14 protein-coding genes are annotated in these 20,420 nt (G+C 63.0%); 8 read left to right on the forward strand and 6 right to left on the reverse strand.

Annotated elements, in window-relative coordinates:
* Positions 1–18 precede the first annotated feature (18 nt).
* Together BMX61_RS05065 and BMX61_RS05070 are read right to left on the reverse strand one after the other, a co-directional pair.
* Positions 19–1,122: an FAD-binding oxidoreductase gene (locus BMX61_RS05065; RefSeq protein WP_075629124.1), complete on the reverse strand. Its 1,104-nt coding sequence runs from the start codon at positions 1,120–1,122 to the stop codon at positions 19–21.
* A 6-nt stretch (positions 1,123–1,128) separates the two neighbouring features.
* On the reverse strand, positions 1,129–2,373 hold the full coding sequence (locus BMX61_RS05070) for an aromatic ring-hydroxylating oxygenase subunit alpha (protein WP_075629125.1): 1,245 nt from the start codon (positions 2,371–2,373) through the stop codon (positions 1,129–1,131).
* Positions 2,374–2,855: 482 nt separating this feature from the next.
* On the opposite strand from BMX61_RS05070, the gene BMX61_RS05075 reads away from it, so the two are divergent.
* The 3 genes from BMX61_RS05075 (at position 2,856) to BMX61_RS05085 (ending at position 6,240) form a co-directional block, all read left to right on the forward strand.
* Positions 2,856–3,455 carry a DUF6656 family protein gene (locus BMX61_RS05075; protein WP_075629234.1) on the forward strand — a complete coding sequence of 200 codons (600 nt, stop codon included), beginning with the start codon at positions 2,856–2,858 and terminating at the stop codon, positions 3,453–3,455.
* A 153-nt stretch (positions 3,456–3,608) separates the two neighbouring features.
* Positions 3,609–4,595, forward strand: a complete 987-nt coding sequence (locus tag BMX61_RS05080; protein WP_075629126.1) for an L-threonylcarbamoyladenylate synthase — start codon at positions 3,609–3,611, stop codon at positions 4,593–4,595.
* 193 nt (positions 4,596–4,788) lie between these two features.
* The gene (locus BMX61_RS05085; RefSeq protein WP_075629127.1) at positions 4,789–6,240 is read left to right on the forward strand and encodes an FAD-binding oxidoreductase; all 1,452 of its coding nucleotides are present in this window, start codon (positions 4,789–4,791) and stop codon (positions 6,238–6,240) included.
* 37 nt (positions 6,241–6,277) lie between these two features.
* Here BMX61_RS05085 and BMX61_RS05090 read toward each other — a convergent pair whose 3' ends face one another.
* On the reverse strand, positions 6,278–8,761 hold the full coding sequence (locus tag BMX61_RS05090) for a DUF1217 domain-containing protein (RefSeq protein WP_075629128.1): 2,484 nt from the start codon (positions 8,759–8,761) through the stop codon (positions 6,278–6,280).
* Positions 8,762–9,198: 437 nt separating this feature from the next.
* On the opposite strand from BMX61_RS05090, the gene BMX61_RS05095 reads away from it, so the two are divergent.
* Positions 9,199–9,765 carry a DUF6101 family protein gene (locus tag BMX61_RS05095; protein WP_075629129.1) on the forward strand — a complete coding sequence of 189 codons (567 nt, stop codon included), beginning with the start codon at positions 9,199–9,201 and terminating at the stop codon, positions 9,763–9,765.
* A gap of 630 nt (positions 9,766–10,395) precedes the next feature.
* Here the strand turns inward: BMX61_RS05095 and ubiA are convergent.
* Positions 10,396–11,355, reverse strand: coding sequence for a 4-hydroxybenzoate octaprenyltransferase (ubiA, locus tag BMX61_RS05100; protein ID WP_075629130.1), 960 nt, complete (start codon positions 11,353–11,355; stop codon positions 10,396–10,398).
* Positions 11,356–11,643: 288 nt separating this feature from the next.
* Between ubiA and BMX61_RS05105 the strand changes: the two genes are divergently transcribed.
* The 4 genes from BMX61_RS05105 (at position 11,644) to BMX61_RS05120 (ending at position 17,444) form a co-directional block, all read left to right on the forward strand.
* On the forward strand, positions 11,644–12,684 hold the full coding sequence (locus BMX61_RS05105) for a polyamine ABC transporter substrate-binding protein (protein WP_075629131.1): 1,041 nt from the start codon (positions 11,644–11,646) through the stop codon (positions 12,682–12,684).
* The gene (locus BMX61_RS05110) at positions 12,681–15,041 is read left to right on the forward strand and encodes a putative bifunctional diguanylate cyclase/phosphodiesterase (RefSeq protein WP_075629132.1); all 2,361 of its coding nucleotides are present in this window, start codon (positions 12,681–12,683) and stop codon (positions 15,039–15,041) included. The genes BMX61_RS05105 and BMX61_RS05110 overlap by 4 nt, the downstream gene beginning before the upstream one ends.
* A gap of 143 nt (positions 15,042–15,184) precedes the next feature.
* Positions 15,185–16,456, forward strand: a complete 1,272-nt coding sequence (gene purD / locus BMX61_RS05115) for a phosphoribosylamine--glycine ligase (protein WP_075629133.1) — start codon at positions 15,185–15,187, stop codon at positions 16,454–16,456.
* A gap of 454 nt (positions 16,457–16,910) precedes the next feature.
* Entirely contained in the window at positions 16,911–17,444 is a 534-nt protein-coding gene (locus tag BMX61_RS05120; protein WP_075629134.1) for a plant virulence effector HPE1-like domain-containing protein, read from the forward strand.
* Positions 17,445–17,735: 291 nt separating this feature from the next.
* Here the strand turns inward: BMX61_RS05120 and BMX61_RS05125 are convergent, their stop codons facing one another.
* Entirely contained in the window at positions 17,736–18,263 is a 528-nt protein-coding gene (locus tag BMX61_RS05125) for a 2-thiouracil desulfurase family protein (protein WP_075629135.1), read from the reverse strand.
* Between the two features lie 5 nt (positions 18,264–18,268).
* Positions 18,269–20,389 (reverse strand): glycine--tRNA ligase subunit beta, encoded by a 2,121-nt coding sequence (gene glyS / locus BMX61_RS05130; protein WP_075629136.1) that lies wholly within the window; start codon positions 20,387–20,389, stop codon positions 18,269–18,271.
* Between the last annotated feature and the right edge of the window lie 31 nt (positions 20,390–20,420).

Here is a 20,420-nt window from a genome sequence, read left to right on the forward strand (position 1 = left end):
CGCGGCATGGCTTGCGCATCAGGCCTCGATCGCCACGTCACCGACCGGGCGTGAGCAGCAGGCGAGGATATAGCCCTCGTCGATCTCGTCATCGAGAATGCCGCCTTGATGGTTCATCTCCACCTGGCCGGAGACCTTCATCACCCGGCAGGTACCGCAAATGCCGCCTTCGCAGGCGGCACCGATGCGCACGCCGGCCTTGCGCGCGGTCTGCAGAATGGTCTGGCCCGGCGGGCAGAGCGCCTGCTTTCCAGCCATGGTGAAGGAGACGGTGGCGCTGGCCGGCGCCTGTTCCCCCTCGGGCGCACCGCCGGCGCGGATCGCCAGCTCTTCCGGCGCGGGCGCCGCAGCCGGCTGAAAACTTTCCTCATGATATTGGCTCATCGGAAAGCCGGCGGCTTCCAGAAGGCCGCGCACACCGCGCATGAAGGGCTCAGGCCCGCAGCAGAACACGGTGCGCTCGCGGAAATCGGGTGCCAGAAGCGGCAGCATGGCGGAATCGATCCGCCCACGCAGACCATGCCAGGCATTATGCGGCCCATGCCCCTCGACGATGAAGCCGAGGGACAGATTCGGCATCTGGGCGGACAGCGCCTGCAGCTCAGGGCGGAAGAGAATGTCCTCCGGCTTGCGCGCGCAATGGAGAAAGGCGACATCCGTCGATGGTGCGCAATCGGCGAACCAGCGGGTCATCGACATCATCGGCGTGACGCCGGAACCAGCCGAGATAAACAGATATTTCTCGCCCGGGTGGCGCGCGAAGGAAAAATCCCCCAGCGGGCCGAAGGCCTTGAGCGTCATGCCCGGCCGCAGATTCTCGAACATCCAGCGCGTGCCGATGCTGTTGGCCTGCGCCTTCACCGTCACGGCCACCGCAAAGGGCCGCGAGGGCGAGGAGGAGAGCGTATAGGTGCGCATGACCGGATCGTCGGGCGCAACCGGCAGTTCGAGCGTGACGAACTGGCCCGGCAGATAGCGGAACCAGCCGTCACGGTCGGACTTGAACGTAAACGTCATCACATCGGGCGTTTCGACCGTGGCCGCGATACATTCGAGAAGATGCTGGCGGTCGTTCCAGGGCTGGAGTTCGTCGAAATGCCGGAAGGATGATGCTGTCGTCATGGAAGATTACGCGACCTTGAACAGAGGAGAGGTTTCGCCGCGCAGACGGTCCTGCATGAAGTTGCAATACCATTCGACGAACTGCATCACGCCGCCTTCATGCTCGGGCGAATAGGGGCCGGGCTCGTAGGCCGGCGAGCGGATGCCGAAGGCATTTTCCTCGACGATGCGGCGATCCTGGTCGTTGGTCTCGTTCCAGACATGGGTGAGTTCGTCGAGCTTGTAATCGACACCCTCTACCGCATCCTTGTGCACCAGCCATTTCGTCGTCACCTGCGTCAGTTCCGGGCCGAGCGGCAGCACGCGGAAGGAGATCGCATGGTCGGCCAGCACATGGTTCCAAGTGGTGGGATAGTGGAAGAGCAGAAGCGTGCCGATATGGCTCTGCGTCACCTCGTCCGACAGACGGCGCTTGACCGCCCGCTCGCCGCTCATCGTATAGCTTTCCGCGCCTTCGATCAGCGGCATGCGCGCCACGCGGAACTGGCCGGTAGGCGACATCTTGAACTCGCTCGGCAGGCCGGATGCCTCACAGCGTGACCAGTGCTCGGAGATGACCGGATCATCGGCAGCACCCTGAACGCCGGTTGCCGACGGGGCTTCCGGATAGGTGCGGCAGAGCTCGGGGTGGTTGCTGGCGCAATGGTAGCATTCGCGGTTGTTTTCCCAGACGAGCTTCCAGTTGCCCTTCTCCACGATGGTGCTTTCGAACGCGACCTTCGTGTCCTTGAGATGGTGTGGCGCCAGATAGGCGCTGACCGTATCGCGCACCGGCGCGAAGTCCATCGGCGTTTCGGAGAGACAGATGAAGATATAGCCGCCGAAGCTCTCGCAGGCGATCGGCTTCAAGCTGTGGGCCGCCTTGTCGAAATCCTCGCCCATCTGCCGGGCGAAGAGCAGCGAACCATCCAGCTCGTAGGTCCACTGGTGATAGGGGCAGACAAGCTTGGCCGAGGCGCCCTTATGGCTGGTGCAGACGCGCGAGCCGCGATGACGACAGGAATTGTGCAAAGCGCGGATCGTACCCTGCCGGTCACGCACGATGACGACGGGGTAATCGCCGATCTGGACGGTGAAATAATTGCCGGCCTTGGGGATCTCGCAATCATGGCCGACGAACAGCCAGTCCTTGTACCAGATCTCTTCCAGATCGAGCTTGTAGATGTCCGCATCGGTGTAGAAGGCCTGCTCCAGACTATAGCCTTCGCGCCGGTTCTTCAGTTTGCGGAGTACGTCGCCGCGCAGATCCATCTCGTTCGTCCTTTGCGTCAGAGGGTGCACGCCCGTCCAGCGTTTTCCCGTCAGGCCGCAAAAGCGACGTGAGAGGCCGGGACGGGATCTTGCAGCCCTCCCGGACCGTCACCATCGCCTGCCGTCGAACGCCGCGCCGTCAAGCTTCTTCCATCTAACCCGAGCCGAGGGAAAAACGGCAGCCGATTAACGACATGCAATTCCAAGAAGACGACAAGGCCCCACCATCGGGCGAAAAGCAGCTGCGCCGCGCAATACACAAGAGAAACAAGATGATGGCGGATTTTTAAGCAGAAGTGCCAAATTTATGCCGCGCACCGCCTCCTGCTTTTGGCACATGCCTCTTTGCGACATGTGCTGAATGGCGGCGGCAGCATGCGCCGAAGCAACGATATCGCGGATGTTTTAGCCTTTCTTAAGGATAAATGCAGAGAATTGCCTGGCGCGTCCGAACCATGTCGGACGGCCATGTGGAAAGCGCGATGTCGAAGATCCGTTATTATGTGTCCGGTGGCCGTGCGGGCTATCTCAAGGCGCCGCGCTCGGCCCATAGCGAATTCCTGCGCACGGGGCGCATTGAGCGCGTTCAGCGGCGCAAGCCGACCGAACGCCGCTATATCTCGCATGACGAGGCCGGCGCGCGCACGGCGCGCAAGCTGCTTGCCGCAGCTGACCTGACCCATGAGCGCCTGAACCGGTTTCACCCCTCGATCCGCCTTCCCAAGCTGGTCTTTCACCAGATCATCGAAGGGCGCCCGCATCTCGGCTATTGCCACGTGACCGCCTGGCGCACGGCCTTCGAGAAGTTCGGCCCGGTCTCCTGGTCCTTCTATCTTGCCAATTTCTTTGCCGATATCGGCGACGAGACGCATTTTTTCGATCATATCGCGCCCGGCCGCAGCCGCATGTATTTCGCCGTGGCGACCAAGGCCGACCAGACCGGCTCGCGCCTGCTGATCGACACCAGCGTGCATGATGACGGCATTCTCTTCCGCACCAGCGATCCCCGGGTGGCCATGAAGAACGTGCTGCAGATGGGCACGCCAAGCGCCGCGCTGCGGGCGATCATCCGCGCGCTCTGAGCTGTCGATCCTGCGGGTCCAAAGGCGAAAAGCCGTTTGGTCTTTCGCACCCGCACGGGTAAAGAAAGCGGGATTGAGCATGAAACCGCCCGCCATCGCGCATGGGCGGGCCGGCGCTTGCGTTCAGGCCGGCACAGCAGCGGATGACCCAGCATGGCCGAGATCATCGACACAGCCGCAGAGCCCGACCGTGCGCTTTCCCGAGGCGTCGAAGTGCTGTCGAGCGGGCGGCCGGTCGCCATCCCCACCGAGACCGTTTATGGCCTGGCCGCCGATGCGACGCGAGCCGAGGCGGTGCTGTCGATCTATGAGACGAAAGGGCGCCCACGCTTCAACCCGCTGATCGCCCATGTCGGCGATATGGCGATGGCAGAGCGCCATGCGGTCTTCGACCCCATCTCGCGCAGGCTGGCCGAGCGCTTCTGGCCCGGTCCTCTTACCTTGGTTCTGCCGCTGCGGCGCGACCCGGGCGATGGCGTCGCCATCGATCCGCTCGCCAGTGCCGGGCTCGACACGATCGGACTGAGAATGCCCGACGGTTTTGCCCGCCGGCTGATCTCCGCCTTCGGCCGGCCGCTGGCCGCGCCGAGCGCCAACACCTCCGGCCGCATCAGCCCGACCATGGCAACCCATGTCGCCGAGGACCTGGGCGAAAAGATCGCGCTGATCCTGGATGGCGGCCCCTGCCCCGTCGGGGTCGAGTCGACCATCGTCAAGGTCGACGGCAAGACGCTGACGCTCCTGCGCCCCGGCGGGCTTGACGCGGCCGAGATCGAACGTGTCAGCGGGCATGCGCTGACGCGGCTCGAAACGCCGGGCGCAACCATCCTGGCGCCGGGCATGCTGGCGTCGCACTACGCGCCGGATGCGTTGGTCCGGCTCGATGTGACGCAGGTGCGACCGGGTGAAGCGCTGATCCGCTTCGGCTCCGCCCCTGTACCAGGCGAGGAACAGGCCGCGATCGTCATCGAGCTTAGCCGGACAGGCGATCTGCGCACAGCCGCGGCCCGGCTGTTTTCCGCGCTGAAGGAGGCGGACCGCCAGGCGCACGCCGGCATAGCCGTGACCCCGATCCCCGGCGACGGCCTGGGCGAAGCGATCCGCGACAGACTGATGCGCGCCGCCGCACCGCGTGGTTGACGCCGCCACCAGTGGAAGGAATTTGACATTCGATGCCCATCTGCGGCGATCTTGAGGATCAAATGTCAAACTCTAAAATTCCGCTGTAAAACAAAGAATTGCTAGTAATCTCGGACGGTTTTGACATTGCCTTTCAAAGGCGCGGCAAGCGGCTGCAAACGTCAAAATCAGACCACGAGAGAGGAGACCGCCGATGACATCCCCTTCCCCCAACGTGCCGGATGCCGGTCTGCTGTCGCGATTTGCCGCCCTTGTCGGTCCATCTTATGCTGTGACGGATGCTGAGGCGCTGACGCCCTATCTGAAGGAGAGCCGGGGGCTCTACCATGGCACGACGCCGATGCTGCTCAAGCCAGGCACGGTCGATGAGGTTGCCGCAATCCTGAAACTTGCCAGCGAGACCGGGACGCCGATCGTGCCGCAGGGCGGCAATACCGGCCATGTGGCCGGCGGCATGCCGCGCGAGGCCGGCGGCGACCTGATGCTGTCGCTGGAGCGCCTCACCCGCATTCACGCAATCGACCCGACCGGCAACACCTTGACCTGCGAGGCCGGCTGCGTGCTCGCCGACATCCAGCGCGCCGCCGACGGGGTGGGCCGGCTTTTCCCGCTTTCGCTCGGCTCGGAAGGCTCGGCGCGCATCGGCGGCCTGCTCTCCACCAATGCCGGCGGCACGGCAGTGCTCGCCTATGGCAATATGCGCCAGCTCTGCCTGGGTCTGCAGGTGGTGCTGCCGACCGGCGAGATCTGGAACGGGCTGAGGCGGCTGAAGAAGGACAATACGGGCTACGACCTGCGCGACCTCTTCATTGGCGCTGAAGGCACCTTGGGCGTGATCACGGCGGCGGTTTTAAAACTTTTTCCCCGTCCCCGCGGCCATCAGGTGGCGTTCACAGGGCTTTCCTCGGTCGAGGACGCTCTGGCCTTGTTCGAAAGAGCGGCGGATCGCGCCGGCCCTGCCTTGACGGGGTTCGAGCTGATGCCGCGCATCGGCGTGGACTTCACCAGCCGCCATATTCCTGGCGTGCGCGATCCCCTTCCCAGCGCTCACCCCTGGTATGCACTGATCGATATCTCCACCGCCGATTCGGCTGAGGGCGCGCAGGCACTGATGCTGGCCATTCTGGAAGAGGGGCACGAAGCCGAGCTGGTGCGCGACGCCGTGGTGGCTGCGAGCGACGCGCAGGCGCAGGCGCTTTGGCACATGCGCGAAAGCATGTCGCCCGCGCAAAAGCCGGAGGGCGGCTCGATCAAGCATGACCTCTCCGTGCCTGTCGCCGCCATTCCCGCCTTCATGGCCGCCGCCGATGCGGCCGTGCTCAAGGCCATTCCCGGCGCACGCATCTGTGCCTTCGGCCATATGGGCGACGGCAATATCCATTATAATATTTCCCAGCCTGTCGGCGCCGATACGCAGGCTTTCCTCGCCCGGTGGCGCGAAATCAACGCCATCGTCCATGCGATCGCCCTTGATCTCGGCGGATCGATCTCGGCCGAACATGGGATTGGCCAGCTGAAGCGCGACGAATTGGCCGAGGTGCGCGGCGGCATCGAGATCGCGCTGATGCAGCGCATCAAGGCCGCATTCGATCCCGCCGGGATCATGAATCCCGGCAAGCTCCTGGCCATGTCGTCGCAGGCATGAGGCGGCGGTTGCCGAAGGACCGACGCTGCCTGATTCGTCAGAACCCGCCCGTGCGAAGCTGCGTCAGCGTCATCAGCGTGTCCGCGCTGATGCCGGTCGAGCCGCCGCTGGAGCCGAGAAGCGTGACGGCTGGAGAGACGTCGGTATTGTTGGTGGAATCGTAGAGCGCGGCGAAGCGGGTCAGGAACTTCTCCAGCTTTGCCGGATCGTGCAGATCCTGCACCTTCAGCACCTTGTCGATATAGGCCTTCTGCACGTCGACATCGGCCTGCTGCATCTCCTCAGGGATGCTGAAGGCGGTGCGGACCACTTCGAGAAGCGCTGTATCGGCCAGGATGTCGTAGGCGCTGCCGATATTGTTGGCCGTGCGGCGGAAATAGAGCGCAAGGCGAACGCCGGCATTGTCCTCACCTTGGGTCTCTTCCAGCGACTGGTTGTAATACATGTCCTGCGTCTGCATCAGCCCATGGCGGGTCTGGATCTGGCCGGCGACCGGCCGTACGACCTGGCCTGCAGCATTGAAGTTGAAGGAGGAGACGATGTCGCGGAATTTCGTTTCCTCAAGCGTATTGATGTAGCTCTTGGGATCCGAGAGATCGGAGGTGAAGATCTTCTTCAGCTCGGCCTTGTCATATTTGGTCGGATCCAGACCATAAGCTTCGAGCACGAAATTCGTCAGGCGGCTGTTCTTCAGGAGATCGTCCAGGCTTTGGACCTTGGCGACGTTGTCGCTGTAGTAAGTCGCTTCAGCTTCGGCCTTGGTCTTGTCCTCCTTCGTCCCGAACTGGGCCTTGCGCAGAACGTAATTCTTGGAAATGACCAGAAGTTCGCTTTCCGACTGCGCCATCATGGGCGCGCCCAATGCGCCATCCGGCTTGAAGTTATAGGCCTTGGCGAGCTGGATGAAGCGGTCGTCCTTCTGCGTGTTGGCATAGCTTTTGGGATCGTTGAGATCCGAGGTCAGGATCTGCTTGAGCTGGCGTGTGGTCAGATCCGCCTTGTCGAGGCCAAAGGCAGTCAGGGCCACCTTGAGAACGGTCGTGTTGGCGAGGAACTTGTCGACATTGGTGATCTGATCAGTGGCGCTGGCGGTCGCGAGAGCCTTTTTATAGGCAGCGATCAGGGCCTCGTCGGCGGCGTCATCCTTGTCGTTGTAATAGACGAGATAGCCATTGGATGTGTTGGCCATCTGCGTCGCCGTCTGGGCGGTCATGCCGCTCTTGACCGTGCCGTCGGTCGCGAAGTTGAAGTCCTTGTTGATCTGGGTATAGAGATCCTTCATCTTCCCGGACTTGGCGATATAGCTGTCGGGAGCGGTTGGATCGTCGGTCAGCACATTCTCCATCTCCGTGGTCAGCGTGCTGGCCGGCAGGCCATAGGCCGTGACCATATAATTGAACAGCTTCGAATTGGTGATCAGGTCCTTGACCGTCTTCACAGTCTGAATGTCGGTCTCGTAGTGCTGCTTGTTGATCATCGCCGCGCCCGGCGTCACGCGCTTGGAATTGGCGAAATAGGCCTCGCGCATGTTCGCCTTGTTTTCGTCGCTGATGAACGAGGCATTGTTGGCCGGCGCGCTGCCATCGGCATTGAAGTGGAAGAAGGTGGCAAGGTCCTTATAGGCATAGGCCTGGTTGGAGTAGCTTTTCATCGTCGCCAGGCGATTCTGGATGTCCGCGACAGTCTGCGCTTCCGTGGCATCGTCCGTATAGGCCGGCAAGGACTGGTTGAGCGAATCCACGGTGGTCTGCGCGTCGTCAATCTTTGCCTGAATTGCGGCGGTGTCGGCGCCTGCCGCAGTCTTGTCGATGTTCCACTGGTTGATCTGCTTGACGAGACTGAGACGGGTCGAACGCTGGTTGGCCTCCGTCGTCAGGCCGGGGCCTAGCGTTTCATAAGCCGTGATGTAAGGCTGCCAATTCTGATTGAAGTAGCTGTTGGAATCGCTGAGATCGCTGGTCATGGCGCCGCGCACGTCGTTGTAGACGTAACTCTTCTCGTTGATCCCGAAGACGGTGAAGGTGTAGTTGCGCAGCCGATCATTGTGCAGGAACTGATCGACGTTCTGGCCGCTGGTCGTCATCGCGTCGAAATAGTTCGCGTCTGACTTCATCACGCTGTCGAGATTGGCGACGCTCTCATTATAGAGGCCGATCACCGCATCTTCCTGCGCATTGCTCTGCAGGACGGCGGTGCTCTTGGAAAAGCCGAAGGCCATGGCGAAGTTGCGATAGCGCTCGTCGGTCAGCTTGTTGGCATAGCTGTTGTCGTCGTTGAGATCGCTTTCCAGAACCTTCTTCATGAAGGCCTTGGCATAGGTCATGTCCTCAAGGCCATAGGCCTTCATCGCATAGGAGAACAGGCGGTAGTCGTTGACGAATTCGTCGACCGTTTTGACCTTGCCGATGTTCTCCTTGTAGTAGGCGGTGTCGCGCGCCACCAGCGTATCGCCGGCAATGCGGTTAATGCTCGCCTTCATATCCCGGGTCACGAGATTGTACTGGAGATAGGTCGAAACCATTGCGTGCCCTTCCGGCTTTGAGGCGGGCACGGCGCCGCAGGCGGCGTCCCACTTTGCCGCAAGCAGGCCACCAGCACCGACCCCAGGCATGTCGCTTCGGCCCCGCCGCGCTCGCAGGGTGCCGAAAAGACGGATTTTCGTTGCCCGTGAGCCTAGAAGGAGCGACTTGCGCGAGCCTGATCGGCGCTGCACGCTGCCCTGGCTTTGACTGCCGCCAATCGCCTTGTCGATCCGCCGGCTTGAAGGCCGGGGTTCACCTTTTGGCAACCTTCATGGGTTGACTTTTACTAACCATTGGAAAGCGCAGAGTTTTTTAACCCAGATTTTTAAGCGGTCCCATACGGGCCGCGCCTATCCTCGGGGTCATAGAGGACGAAAACGTCCCTGGTGAGAAAAGACCGGAAACCGGCTCTCAAGGAAACAAGGGTGAAAAGACGATGCTGAACACGCTTTCCCAACCGGCCTGGCTCGAAACCACGCTGAGGGTCGATCCGCGGCGAATTCCCCAGCAGGTTACCTATTCCATCAATTCCGAGGCGGGTGACGTGACCATCCATCTCGACGAACGCGGCGCGGTGATGCGCAAGCTGCTGCCCAATAGCGGCCTGCCGCTCTCCATCGCCCTGCCGGCCCGCGCCTTCAAGGGCGTGGCCGCCCGCGCGATCGATCACGGCAATGGCGAAGTCACCGTCACGCTCGAACTGCATCATTCCGATCCGGATCTCTGCGTTCCGCTTCTGGTGGCGCATGATCTCTGCGACATCGCCGCCGACTGGCGCGCATGGGCGCAGGCCTATCGCATTCCCATGCTGATGGTGGAAGCCGATGGCGTGGCCCGCCCGCTGGAGGACCATCTGGGCGAGATGCGCACTCAGGATCTGCGCCAGCGGCGCCGGCACAGCCTGATCGCCAACCGCCGCCCTCGCTTCCTGATGCGCCGCACGCCGGGCAGTCTGGGCGTCAGCCTGCGCCTTGAAGGTCGGGAGATCATCGCGCGCGACTGATCGGCGTGCCTGTACTATTCACGTCTGGGCGCCTTAGAACGAGGCAGCACCTGTGCGGTGCAAGCCCCGGGCAAGCCAGAAAGACAAGGGTCGCATCGTGTTCTTTAGCAGGACGAAAAAAAGCGATTCCTTTCCGCATCTGTTTCAAAACACATCATCTCCAGTGCGGAAAGCCGGTCGTGTTCCCTGCGGCCGGTTTTTCGTTTCTGGCGTTCGCTTGTCACGGAAAATGCGCAGCGCCTTATGACAATCGCTGCGCTAAAGCAGAAAACATGCTGCTGGCGTCCGGCAGAATAGGGCAGGCTTTTGTGCTGCTCGGCGGATTGCGCTTTCCCAAGATGGGGCACGCTGGATGCTCCGCTCCTGTTCCGCAGGAAACAGCATTGCCTGCCTTCAATGTGCCACAACAGCCTCGCACACATGCTCTGGCGGCCGACAATGGCCGCAGGCGACGATGTCAAGGGAGGCTTCCATGCGCAAGATCCTGGCTCTGCTGGCCATGCTTCGGTCCGCTCTCAGCCGTCCGAAGGCCCGTATCGCACAGCGCCGTGGCGACGAGCTGAGCTGGGGTTGAGCACGCTTTGATTCGGCTGCGCGCAGCGCGCGGGCAACCCTTAGCGAATCCGGCAATCAGAGCAGCCGGACCAGCCAGGCTGCCACGAGGCCGAGAAAGAGAATAAGCCCGACCAGATTGTTGGTCCTGAACAGGATCAAGCATTGCCCGGCATCATGGATGCGCAAGGCGAGGATCTGATAGGCCAGCACGACCGCCGCCACGAACAGGCCGAGATAGGCAAGAAAGCCGACGCCGGTTGTGGTGAAAGCCAGGATCATCAACACAAGTGCGGCGCCGTAAAGCCCGGTGAGCCAAGGCTTTGGCCGATCGCCGAAGCGCCGCGCGGTCGAGCCGATCCCTACGAGAGCATCGTCTTCCCGATCCTGATAGGCATAGATCGTGTCATAACCGACCGTCCAAAGAACGGCGGACAGATAAAGCGCCACCGCCGGCAAGCCGACCGAGCCGAAGGCGGCCGACCAGCCCATCAGCGCACCCCAGGAAAAGGCAAGGCCGAGAACGAGCTGCGGCCAGTTGGTGATCCGCTTGGCGAAGGGATAAGCGGCGACCACGACCAGCGAAGCCATGCCGAGCAGCACGGACGCGCCGTTGAACTGCAGAAGAACCACAAGCCCGACCAGCGCCTGCGCCAGGATGAAGAGCTTGGCGCTGCGCCGGGTGATGCGCCCTGACGGCAACGGGCGGGACCGCGTGCGCGCCACCGAGGCGTCGATCTCGTGATCGACAAGGTCATTATAGGTGCAGCCCGCGCCGCGCATGGCTACGGAGCCGATGAAGAACAGCAGCAGATGCCAGGCGAACCGTCCGGGTTCGGCGACGCCCGCTCCCGCCGCGACATTGGCCGCGAGCGCCGCCGACCAGAAACAGGGCCACATCAGAAGCTGCCAGCCGATCGGCCGGTCCCAGCGCGCAAGCTGCGCATGCGGCCAGAGGCCACGCGGCAGCACGCGGTAAACCCAGTTATCGGAGGGCGCATCGGCCACGCGGCCGGTCTCGGAAGAGAGGAGGCTCATGACGTCTCCATGCAGCGGCAAGCTTCATGCGTCAAGCAGACAAACGGAGTCAGTGCGCGAACCAGGCGGCGCCACACGGATCTGCAGGCTGAAACAGAGGGATAATGCGCGCGGTGGTTGCTCATGCCGGCATCGGCCCTGACGACAGTCCAGGAAGCGTAACCCTTGGATTTATGATTTGAAACACTTTTTTAAGGTCATCGACACGGACCTCATCCAGCGCCCTCTCGATAAGCATTCGTCAAACTTTGCCGTGCACCCTTCGACTGTTGTCGATGGAAGCTGAGAATGCCAAACGTCCTACGCGCCGCGCTGCTCTTGATATGCATGGTCCTTTCGGGCCAGGCATCGGCTGAGACGTTGAATCTGTTGATCTGGGAAGCCTATGTCGATCCGGCGCTGCTGCGGGAATGGAGCGCGAAAACCGGCGTCGACGTCAAGCAGACCTATTATGACAGCGGCGATCTGCGCGACGAGATGCTGGCCGATGCGGCCAACCATGTCGATCTCGTGGTGATTGGCGAAAGCAGTGGTCCGCTCTTCGGCAAGCGCGGCATTCTCGAGCCGTTGACCGGCAGCACGGTGCCGGCGCTCGCAAACTATGTTCCGGCCTGGCGGGACCGGTGCGGCGGCTACGGCGTGCCTTATCTCTGGGGCACGATGGGTATTCTCTACCGCTCGGACGTGGTGACCGAGAAGCCGACATCGTGGGAAGATCTGCTACTGCCGTCCTCGGGCCTGCGCAAGCATGTCGCCATGTATGACGATCACAACGAAGCCTTCGTGCCTGCGCTCGTCTATCTCGGCCAGTCGATCAACACCAACGAGAAGTCCGTCCTGAAGGCCGCCTTCGACCTGATGAAGCGGCAGGCGCCCTATGTGCTGACCTATGAATACATCATGTCGTCGATCCAGAACCCGGAGATCGGCGACCGCCTCTATCTGGCGCTCGGTTATAGCGGCGACCAGAAGGCGCTGAACGAGAAGCTCGGCCGGCCGGGGCTGTGGCGCTATGCCGTGCCGCGGGAGGGAACGCTTTCCTGGCTGGACTGCCTGGCGGTGATGGCGGCCTCGCCCCGCAAGGCGCTGGCCATCGATCTCGTCAATTTCCTCAGCCAGCCGAAACAGGCCGCGCAAAATGCCGTGGCGCTACGCATGCCGGTGCTCAGCACGGCCGCACTCGCCTTGGTGCCACCCGAACAGCGCGGCGATCCGGAAATCTATCCGCCCCAGGAGGCTCTTGCAAAAAGCCAGTTCCCGACACCGCTTTCCATGCAATCGATCCAGGTACGCAGACGGATCATCACCGCCATGGCGAGCTTCCAGTGACGCTCGGCAAACGCACCTTCCTCCTCCTCTTCCCGGCTGTCCTCTTCAGCTACATCCTGGCTGCCTCGCTGGTTTACACCGCGCAGAGCCAGGCGATGCTCGCGCTCGAACAGGCGCGGCTTTCGCAGAAGCTCGATCATGCCGCAGCCCTGTTCACCACAGCGATCGGCCAGGCCCGCAACTTCTATTATGCGATTGCCGAAGGGGACGCGGTTCGCAAATTCGTCTCCGAACCGGACGAGACCTATCGCGGCCGCTCGCTCGGCATGCGGCTACAGCAATCGATCCGCCAGCTTCTGGACGATCCCAAGACCTTCATCTCCTTCACGATCCTCAAGCCAGGCCTTGAGCCGACCTATTATTTCGAGAACAGCGACGATCCCTTCGCCGAACTGAGCACGGCACAGAAGGCACTCGGCGAGCGGTTGCTGACATCAGGCGAAGGCCGCCGCTGGGACTATCTACCCGATGTGGGAGGCCGCCCGATCATCGTCTATTCCGAGTTTCTCGATCCGGTCACCTTCATGCGCGCCGTTCCGAGCGCGCGCGGCCAGGCGCTGCTGATCCAGGTGGGCACGGAGCCGAAGGATTTCCTGCGTTTGCTCCAGCGGATCGAAACCGAATACGAAGGTGTCACCACGCTGTCCGATCGGCCGCCGAACTCCGCGCCCAATGTGGCGATGGTGCGGCTGCCGACGCAGCAATATCTCTCCTTCACCATCCCCAGCCATCATATCAGCGCGACGATGGGCGGCCTCAAGGGCCTCCTTGTTGTCGGAGTCCTGGTGATGAGCCTCCTGTCGGTCGGGCTGATCCTGGCGCTGATGCGGCGCTTCGTGCTGCAGCCGATCGCCGCGCTCGACCGCGAGGTGACGGCGGTGATGACCGGCGAAAGCGACAGCATCAAGGATATGGGCGCCGCTCTCGAAGTCGGGCGGCTGACACGCAACATCCGCGCCCTGCACAATCAGTCGCAGCAATCCCTCAACCTGATCCAGCAGGCCTCCTGGACCGATTCGCTCACGGGCATCAGCAACCGCAGCCACTTCCAGATCGTCGCGGCCAATGCCATCGAGCGTGCGCTGACCTATGGCGGCCACTGCAGCCTGCTGTTCATCGACATCGACAACTTCAAATTCGTCAACGACAAATATGGTCACGGCGTCGGTGATGAATTGCTGCGCCATCTGGCGCGCCGGCTGGGCGAGGCCGTGCGCACGATCACCACCCTGCGCGCCCTGCCGATGCCCATCCTCGCGCGGCTCTCGGGCGACGAATTTGCCGTGCTGATTCAAACGCCGCCTGGCCAGGGCACGACGCGCGCCGTATGCGAGGCGATCCTCGGCCTGTTTAGCGGCGGCTTCATCATGCGCGACAAGAGCTATCCGGTGACGGCCAGCATCGGCGTAGCGCTCTGCCCCTACGATGCGCAGACCTTGAGCGAACTGGTGGCCAATGCCGATGCGGCCATGTACCAGGCCAAGACCAGCGGCAAGAACAGGTCCTCGCGCTTTTCCCGCGTGTTGCAGGACAAGCGCGACCGCACGCGTCTGATCCGCGAGGAACTGCAGCAGATCGATCCGGACGAGGAATTCCACCTGGTCTACATGCCGGTAATCGAACGAACGGGCAAGGTGATCGGCTGCGAAGCGCTCCTGCGTTGGACCTCGCCGATCCTCGGCCGCGTCGGGCCGGACGAATTCGTGCCGATCGCCGAGGCCTCGGGCCTGTTCAGCAAGATCGATTGCTGGGTGACCGACCGGGCGATCCGCGATCACGCAGCGCTGGCCGCGCTGTTCGGTGCCAGCACCATTCTCGCCATCAACATCTCCTCGGCCGAACTGCACCATGACGAGATTGCCGACCGCTTCATCGCGGCCACGACCGCGCATGGCGTCGATCCCCGGCTGATCGAGATCGAGCTGACGGAGACCTATTCGGTCTCCCTGTCGGCGCGCGCCGAGCGCATGCTCTCGCGGCTGTCGGAAGCGGGTTTCCGCATTTCCATCGATGATTTTGGCGCAGGCTATAACAGCCTGCAACAGCTGATCGACTACCGCGCGGACACGATCAAGCTCGATCGCGGCATCGTGCAGAAGCTTGCCTGCGCGGAAAATCTCCAGGCGCTGACCGCCATGATCGCGCTCTGCCACGCGCGCGGCATGACCGTGGTGGCGGAGGGTGTCGACACCCATTCGAAATTCGCCGAGCTGGCGCGCGCCGGCTGCAATCTGTACCAGGGCTACCTGATCAGCAAGCCGCTGGTGCTGGCCGAACTCGGCTTCTGGGCCCTTTCGCGCGAGACCGATTATGGGCGCGAGATCCCCGAGGCAGAGCCGCCCTTGCGGATCGCCTGATCGCTTGCCCTCCGTTGTTAGATGAGCGAAATGCGGGACATGGCCGCGCGCGGCAAGAACCCCGCAGCGCTTTTTGTCTTGACCCATCCGGACGCGCACCGTAACGCCACCGACATCATCGGACAGGCCAGACGGAGGCGGGAATGAAGGTGTTGCTGATCGGGGCTGGCGGGCGGGAACATGCGCTGGCCTGGAAGCTCGCCCAATCGCCGCGCCTCACGCATCTCTTCTGCGCCCCCGGCAATCCAGGCATTGCAGAAGTCGCGACCTGTGTTGCGCTTCATGTGGATGATCATGCCGCCGTCAGCGCCTTCTGCGCGGAGCAGCGCATCGATCTCATTGTCATCGGGCCCGAGGCACCACTCGTCGCGGGGCTTTCGGATGTGCTGCGCGAGGCAGGCTTGGCCGTTTTTGGACCATCGCAGGCGGCAGCCGCACTGGAGGGCTCAAAGGGCTTCACCAAGGATCTTTGCGCCCGCTTCGACATTCCGACCGGCGCCTATCGCCGCTTTCGCGCGGCCGAGCCTGCCAGGCACTATATTCGCGAGCAAGGCGCGCCCATCGTCATCAAGGCAGATGGGCTGGCCGCAGGAAAGGGCGTGACCGTGGCCATGACGCTGGAGGACGCGCTGGCCGCCGTCGACGATTGCTTTTCCGGCACCTTCGGCGCCGCCGGGGCCGAGGTGGTGGTTGAAGCCTTTCTCGATGGCGAAGAAGCGAGTTTCTTCTGCCTGTGTGATGGCAAGACCGCCCTGCCCTTGACCTCCGCCCAGGACCACAAGCGGGTCGGCGATGGCGATACGGGCCCGAATACCGGCGGCATGGGCGCTTATTCCCCTGCCCCCGTGATGAGCGAGGCCATGACGCAGGCGACCATGGAGCGCATCATCCTGCCGACCATACGCGGCATGGCCGAACAGGGCACGCCCTTCACCGGTGTGCTTTTTGCCGGGCTGATGATCACGGACAAAGGGCCGGAACTGATCGAATACAATGTCCGTTTCGGCGATCCGGAAACCCAGGTGCTGATGATGCGGATGGAGAGCGACCTCCTGCCGCTGCTCCATGCTGCCGCGACTGGCACGCTGGAGGGCATGAACGCCGAGTGGCGACCGGAACCGGCCTTGACCGTCGTCATGGCATCGAAGGGCTATCCAGGCAGCTTCACGCGCGACACGCCGATCGACCGGCTGGCGCCGGAGACCGCGCAGACCAAGATCTTCCATGCCGGCACGGCCCTGAAGAACGGCCAGCTGGTGGCAACAGGCGGACGCGTGCTGAATGTCACCGCCACCGGTACGAGCGTGCGCGAAGCGCGCGAGACTGCCTATGCGGTCGTCGATCAGATAGGCTGGGACAATGGCTTCTGCCGTCGCGATATTGGCTGGCGGGCCATTGAGCGCGAAGAGGCGTGAGCGCGTAGCGCTTCCTGACCAGTCTCTGCCGTCCTCATAGCGACGGACGCAGTGCTATGGATCGCGTTGCGGTCGACATCCTCCGGCCTCTGCCCCATTCTGCATCGAAAGAGGGCAGGTGGGTACAGGCACTTCAGGGAATTTTTACCAGTCTTCCTGACAGACCCGTAAGAACAAGCGCACATAATAGATCCGACCAAGCGCGGGAGATCGCGGCATGTCGCTTCTGTCGTTCTCGACAGATCTCTGCCGCATATCAGGGGATATCGGCAGTTGGAAACGCCGCAGACTTCCTCCTCGCGCACTGAACCTGTCGGGCTGCCAACTGCCTACAAGGCGCGCGAGGCCGGACAAGAACGGGAGACGACTGTCGATGCGATGCCCGCCTGTAAAGCATGCAACTGCGCCAAGAGCGTCGAGCCGCTTCCGCTTTTTGGCAGGATGCGCTGGGCTTTTGCTGATCGGCCTCCTGTCGCCGGGGCCTGCCGCGGCCGGGTCGATCGACGTGATCGGCGCCGACGGCCTTTTCGGCAACCATGCAGTCGTCCAGATCCGTTGCGATACCTGCCGGCCCGAGGCGCCGCGCGCGGAAAAGCGGCTGAGCTATATCGTGCCTGATATGGGCGGCGACGAGGAGAGGCTGGAGATGCGCCGCATCCATGGCGAGATCCGGCTGGTGCGCACGGAAGCCTGGCTTGGTGGCTCGCCCATCCTCTTCGTGTCGCGACCAACGCCGGAGGCTGTAACCGCTTTTCTCAAGGCGCGTAATCGCCTGCCTGGCAATGAATTCGCGGGCGCGGAAGGGATTGCGCCCTCCGTCGATCTGGCCGAGGGGGACGCCGTCGATCGGCTTTCGACCACTGCCGCGCTCTCGCCCGTTGCCGCCGATCTCGTGGCGGCTGCAGCCGTGCCAGATAGCAGCACAGGGGCGCAGGCTGCCGCTTCACAGGATTTTGATGGGACAGGTTTTCAACTTAGGCTAAACTAACCCTTAAGAGTTCCCTGCCCTGAAACGGCATTTTGATGCCGTGTTGGGCCCGATCGTCTCTCCGGAGATGAGGAATTGCGCCCCTGAGAGAAGCGGGGGCGCAATTTTTTTGTGCCGCTCATTCCGTCTGAGCCAACGCTCTGGCCTGAGATGCGTGCGTTGCCGCTGTAGCAAGCCTGCCGCAGGCCTTGCTCTGGCTATCGCACGGTTGCAAAGCACAACCTGCGTGCACACCCCATGCTCAGTCCAGCCTAAGCTTTACGGGAAGATCGCGTTGCAACCAGGCCACCCTTAGCCTTGCGTCTCGCGCTCCAGCGCGCGTGCCAGATCTTCGATCTGCGAATGGGCATAGACGGCGATGCCGGCCTGGCGCAAGCGGGCAGCGACGACGCCCTCGCCCGGCTGTTTATGCCCTTCGAAGCGACCATCGTAAATGGCGATCGATCCGCAGGATGGGCTGCCATCGATCAGAAGCGCGTATCGGCAGCCGGTTCTGACCACGAGCGCAAGCGCATTGTCAGCCGCCTGGAGAAAGGCGGCGGTCGCATCGCCGCCGGTCTTCTCCAGAACCCGGGCCGTGCCGGCGATGACATCGACGCCGCTGGCACCGGGTTCGATTTCGGCCGGCGGACGCGGCACCGGCAGGCCGGCGGAGACCTCCGGACAGAGCGTTACCAGGCGCCCCTCCGCCTGCCAGCGCGCCAAGAGCGGGTGAAGCAGCGGCTTGGCCGTGCCGTCATAGCGCACGGCATGGCCGAGAAGGCAGGCGCTGACAAGGATCTTCGCCTTACCGGTCTCGTCGTGCGCCTGCGCAGTCATCCCGCTCAGCCGACGATCTTGGAAAAATCGGCTACCGTGCCCGTGGCCGCGCGGATCTGGCCGAGCAGACCGAGGCGATTGGCGCGGATGGCGGGGTTCTCGTCATTGACCAGCACGTCGTCGAAGAAGCGGTCGACGGGCACCCGCAGCATTGACAGCGCCTCCATGGCCGAGCGGAAATCCTCCATGGCCACGGCCTTCGCGGCATCCGCCGATGCGGCGACCACGGCTGCATGCAGCGCCTTCTCGGCCTCCAGTGTGAAGAGCGCCGGATCGACCGTGCCGGACAAGACGGCGCCCTTCTTCTCCTCGGCCGCCAAAAGCTGGGTAGCGCGCTTTGTGCCGGCGAGCAGGTTCTTGCCGTCTTCGGAGGTGATGAAGGCCGTCAGCGCCTCGGCCCGTCGGGCGACCAGCAGCAAATCATCCGCGTCGGAGGTCAGCACCGCATCGATAATATCGTGGCGGGCGCCGAGATCGCGCAGATAGACTTTCAGGCGGTCGTGGAAGAAGGAGAGGAGATCGGGATCCTCCGCCACTGAAAGCAGCGGCAGGCGAACCTTACGCTCCAGGATCATGCGGATGACGCCGAGCGCGGCGCGGCGTAGCGCATAAGGGTCTTTCGAGCCGGTCGGCTTCTCGTCGATCGCCCAGAAGCCGGTCAGCGTGTCGAGCTTGTCGGCTAGCGCAATGGTCAAGCCGACTGCGTCTTCCGGCAGGCGGTCGGACGGGCCGTTCGGCTTCCAATGGTCCTCGATGGCGGCGGCGACCGGGCCCGGCTCGCCCTGAAGCAGGGCATATTTGCGGCCCATCACGCCCTGCAGCTCGGGAAATTCGTTGACGGCCTCAGTGCGCAGATCGGCCTTGGCCAGCACGGCAGCGCGGTCGACCAGCTGGAGATCGGCACCCGTCACCGGCGCAAGCTTCGCCGCCAGCGCCCGGATGCGCGCAACGCGCTCGCCCTGAGTGCCGAGCTTGGCATGGAAGGTGACGTTGAGCGCATCGAGCTTGGCCATGCGCTGGTCGAGCGGCTTTTTCAGGTCCAGCGCGAATTTCTCAGCGGACGGCTTCAGTGTGTCCAGATCGGGCAGATTGCCTTGGTCGCGGGTCCAGAAATGCTGGGCGTCGGAGAGGCGCGCGCGCACCACCTTGCCATTGCCATGAACGATCTCGGCCCCGCCATCCTTGGCGGCAATATTGGCTACCAGGATGAAGCGGTTCGACAGCGTGCCGGCATCGGCCCCTTGCGGCCGGGTGACGAAACACTTCTGATTGGTCTTGATCGTCAGCCGGATGATCTCGGCGGGGATTGCCAGATAGCTTTCCTCGAAAGAGCCCATCAGCACCTGCGGCCATTCGACGAGGCCGGAGACTTCCTCCAGGAGACCTTCATCCTCGACCAGATCGAGCCCGCTGGCGAAAGCGAGATCGCGGGCGTCATGCAGGATCATGTCCTTGCGCCTGTCGGCATCGAGCACGACGAAGGCACGCTCCAGCTTCTCGGCGTAATCGGCGAAACGGCGCACGGTGAAGGGCTCCGGCGCATGGAAACGATGGCCGGCCGTGACGTTGGAGGCGACGATGCCGTCGACCTCGAAGGGGATGACCTGCGTCTCCTCGTTTTCCGGCCCGAAGGTGCAGAGGATCGTCTGCAGCGGCCGCACCCAGCGCAGCGCGCCGGGCCGGGCGGAGGCCGCGCCCGAGCGCATCGATTTCGGCCAAGGGAAATTGCGGATGATGCCGGGCATCACCTCGGCGATGATCTCTTCCGCCGCCCGGCCGGGCTTGACGATGTGGGCAACGTAGAAATCGCCCTTTTTCTGATCGCTATGGACATGGGCTTCAGCGATGGAGGCAAGGCCGGCGCCGCGCAGGAAGCCCTCGATTGCCTTTTCGTTGGCATCGACGCGCGGCCCCTTGCGCTCCTCGCGTTGATCGGCCGAACGCGCGTTGAGGCCGCGAATGTCGAGCGTCAGGCGGCGCGGCGTCCAATATTCGCGCGCGCCCTCATAGGTCAGGCCCGCTTCGACCAGCGCGTCGGTGACCAGTTTGCGCAGGTCTCCCGCCGCCTTGCGCTGCATCTGGGCGGGAATTTCCTCGGAGCGGAGTTCGAGCAGGAGATCGGGCATCGGTGTTTCCATCGCATCCGGCCAAGCCGGA

Origin of the sequence: Xaviernesmea oryzae (assembly GCF_900109605.1) — a bacterium.
Taxonomy (GTDB): domain Bacteria; phylum Pseudomonadota; class Alphaproteobacteria; order Rhizobiales; family Rhizobiaceae; genus Xaviernesmea; species Xaviernesmea oryzae.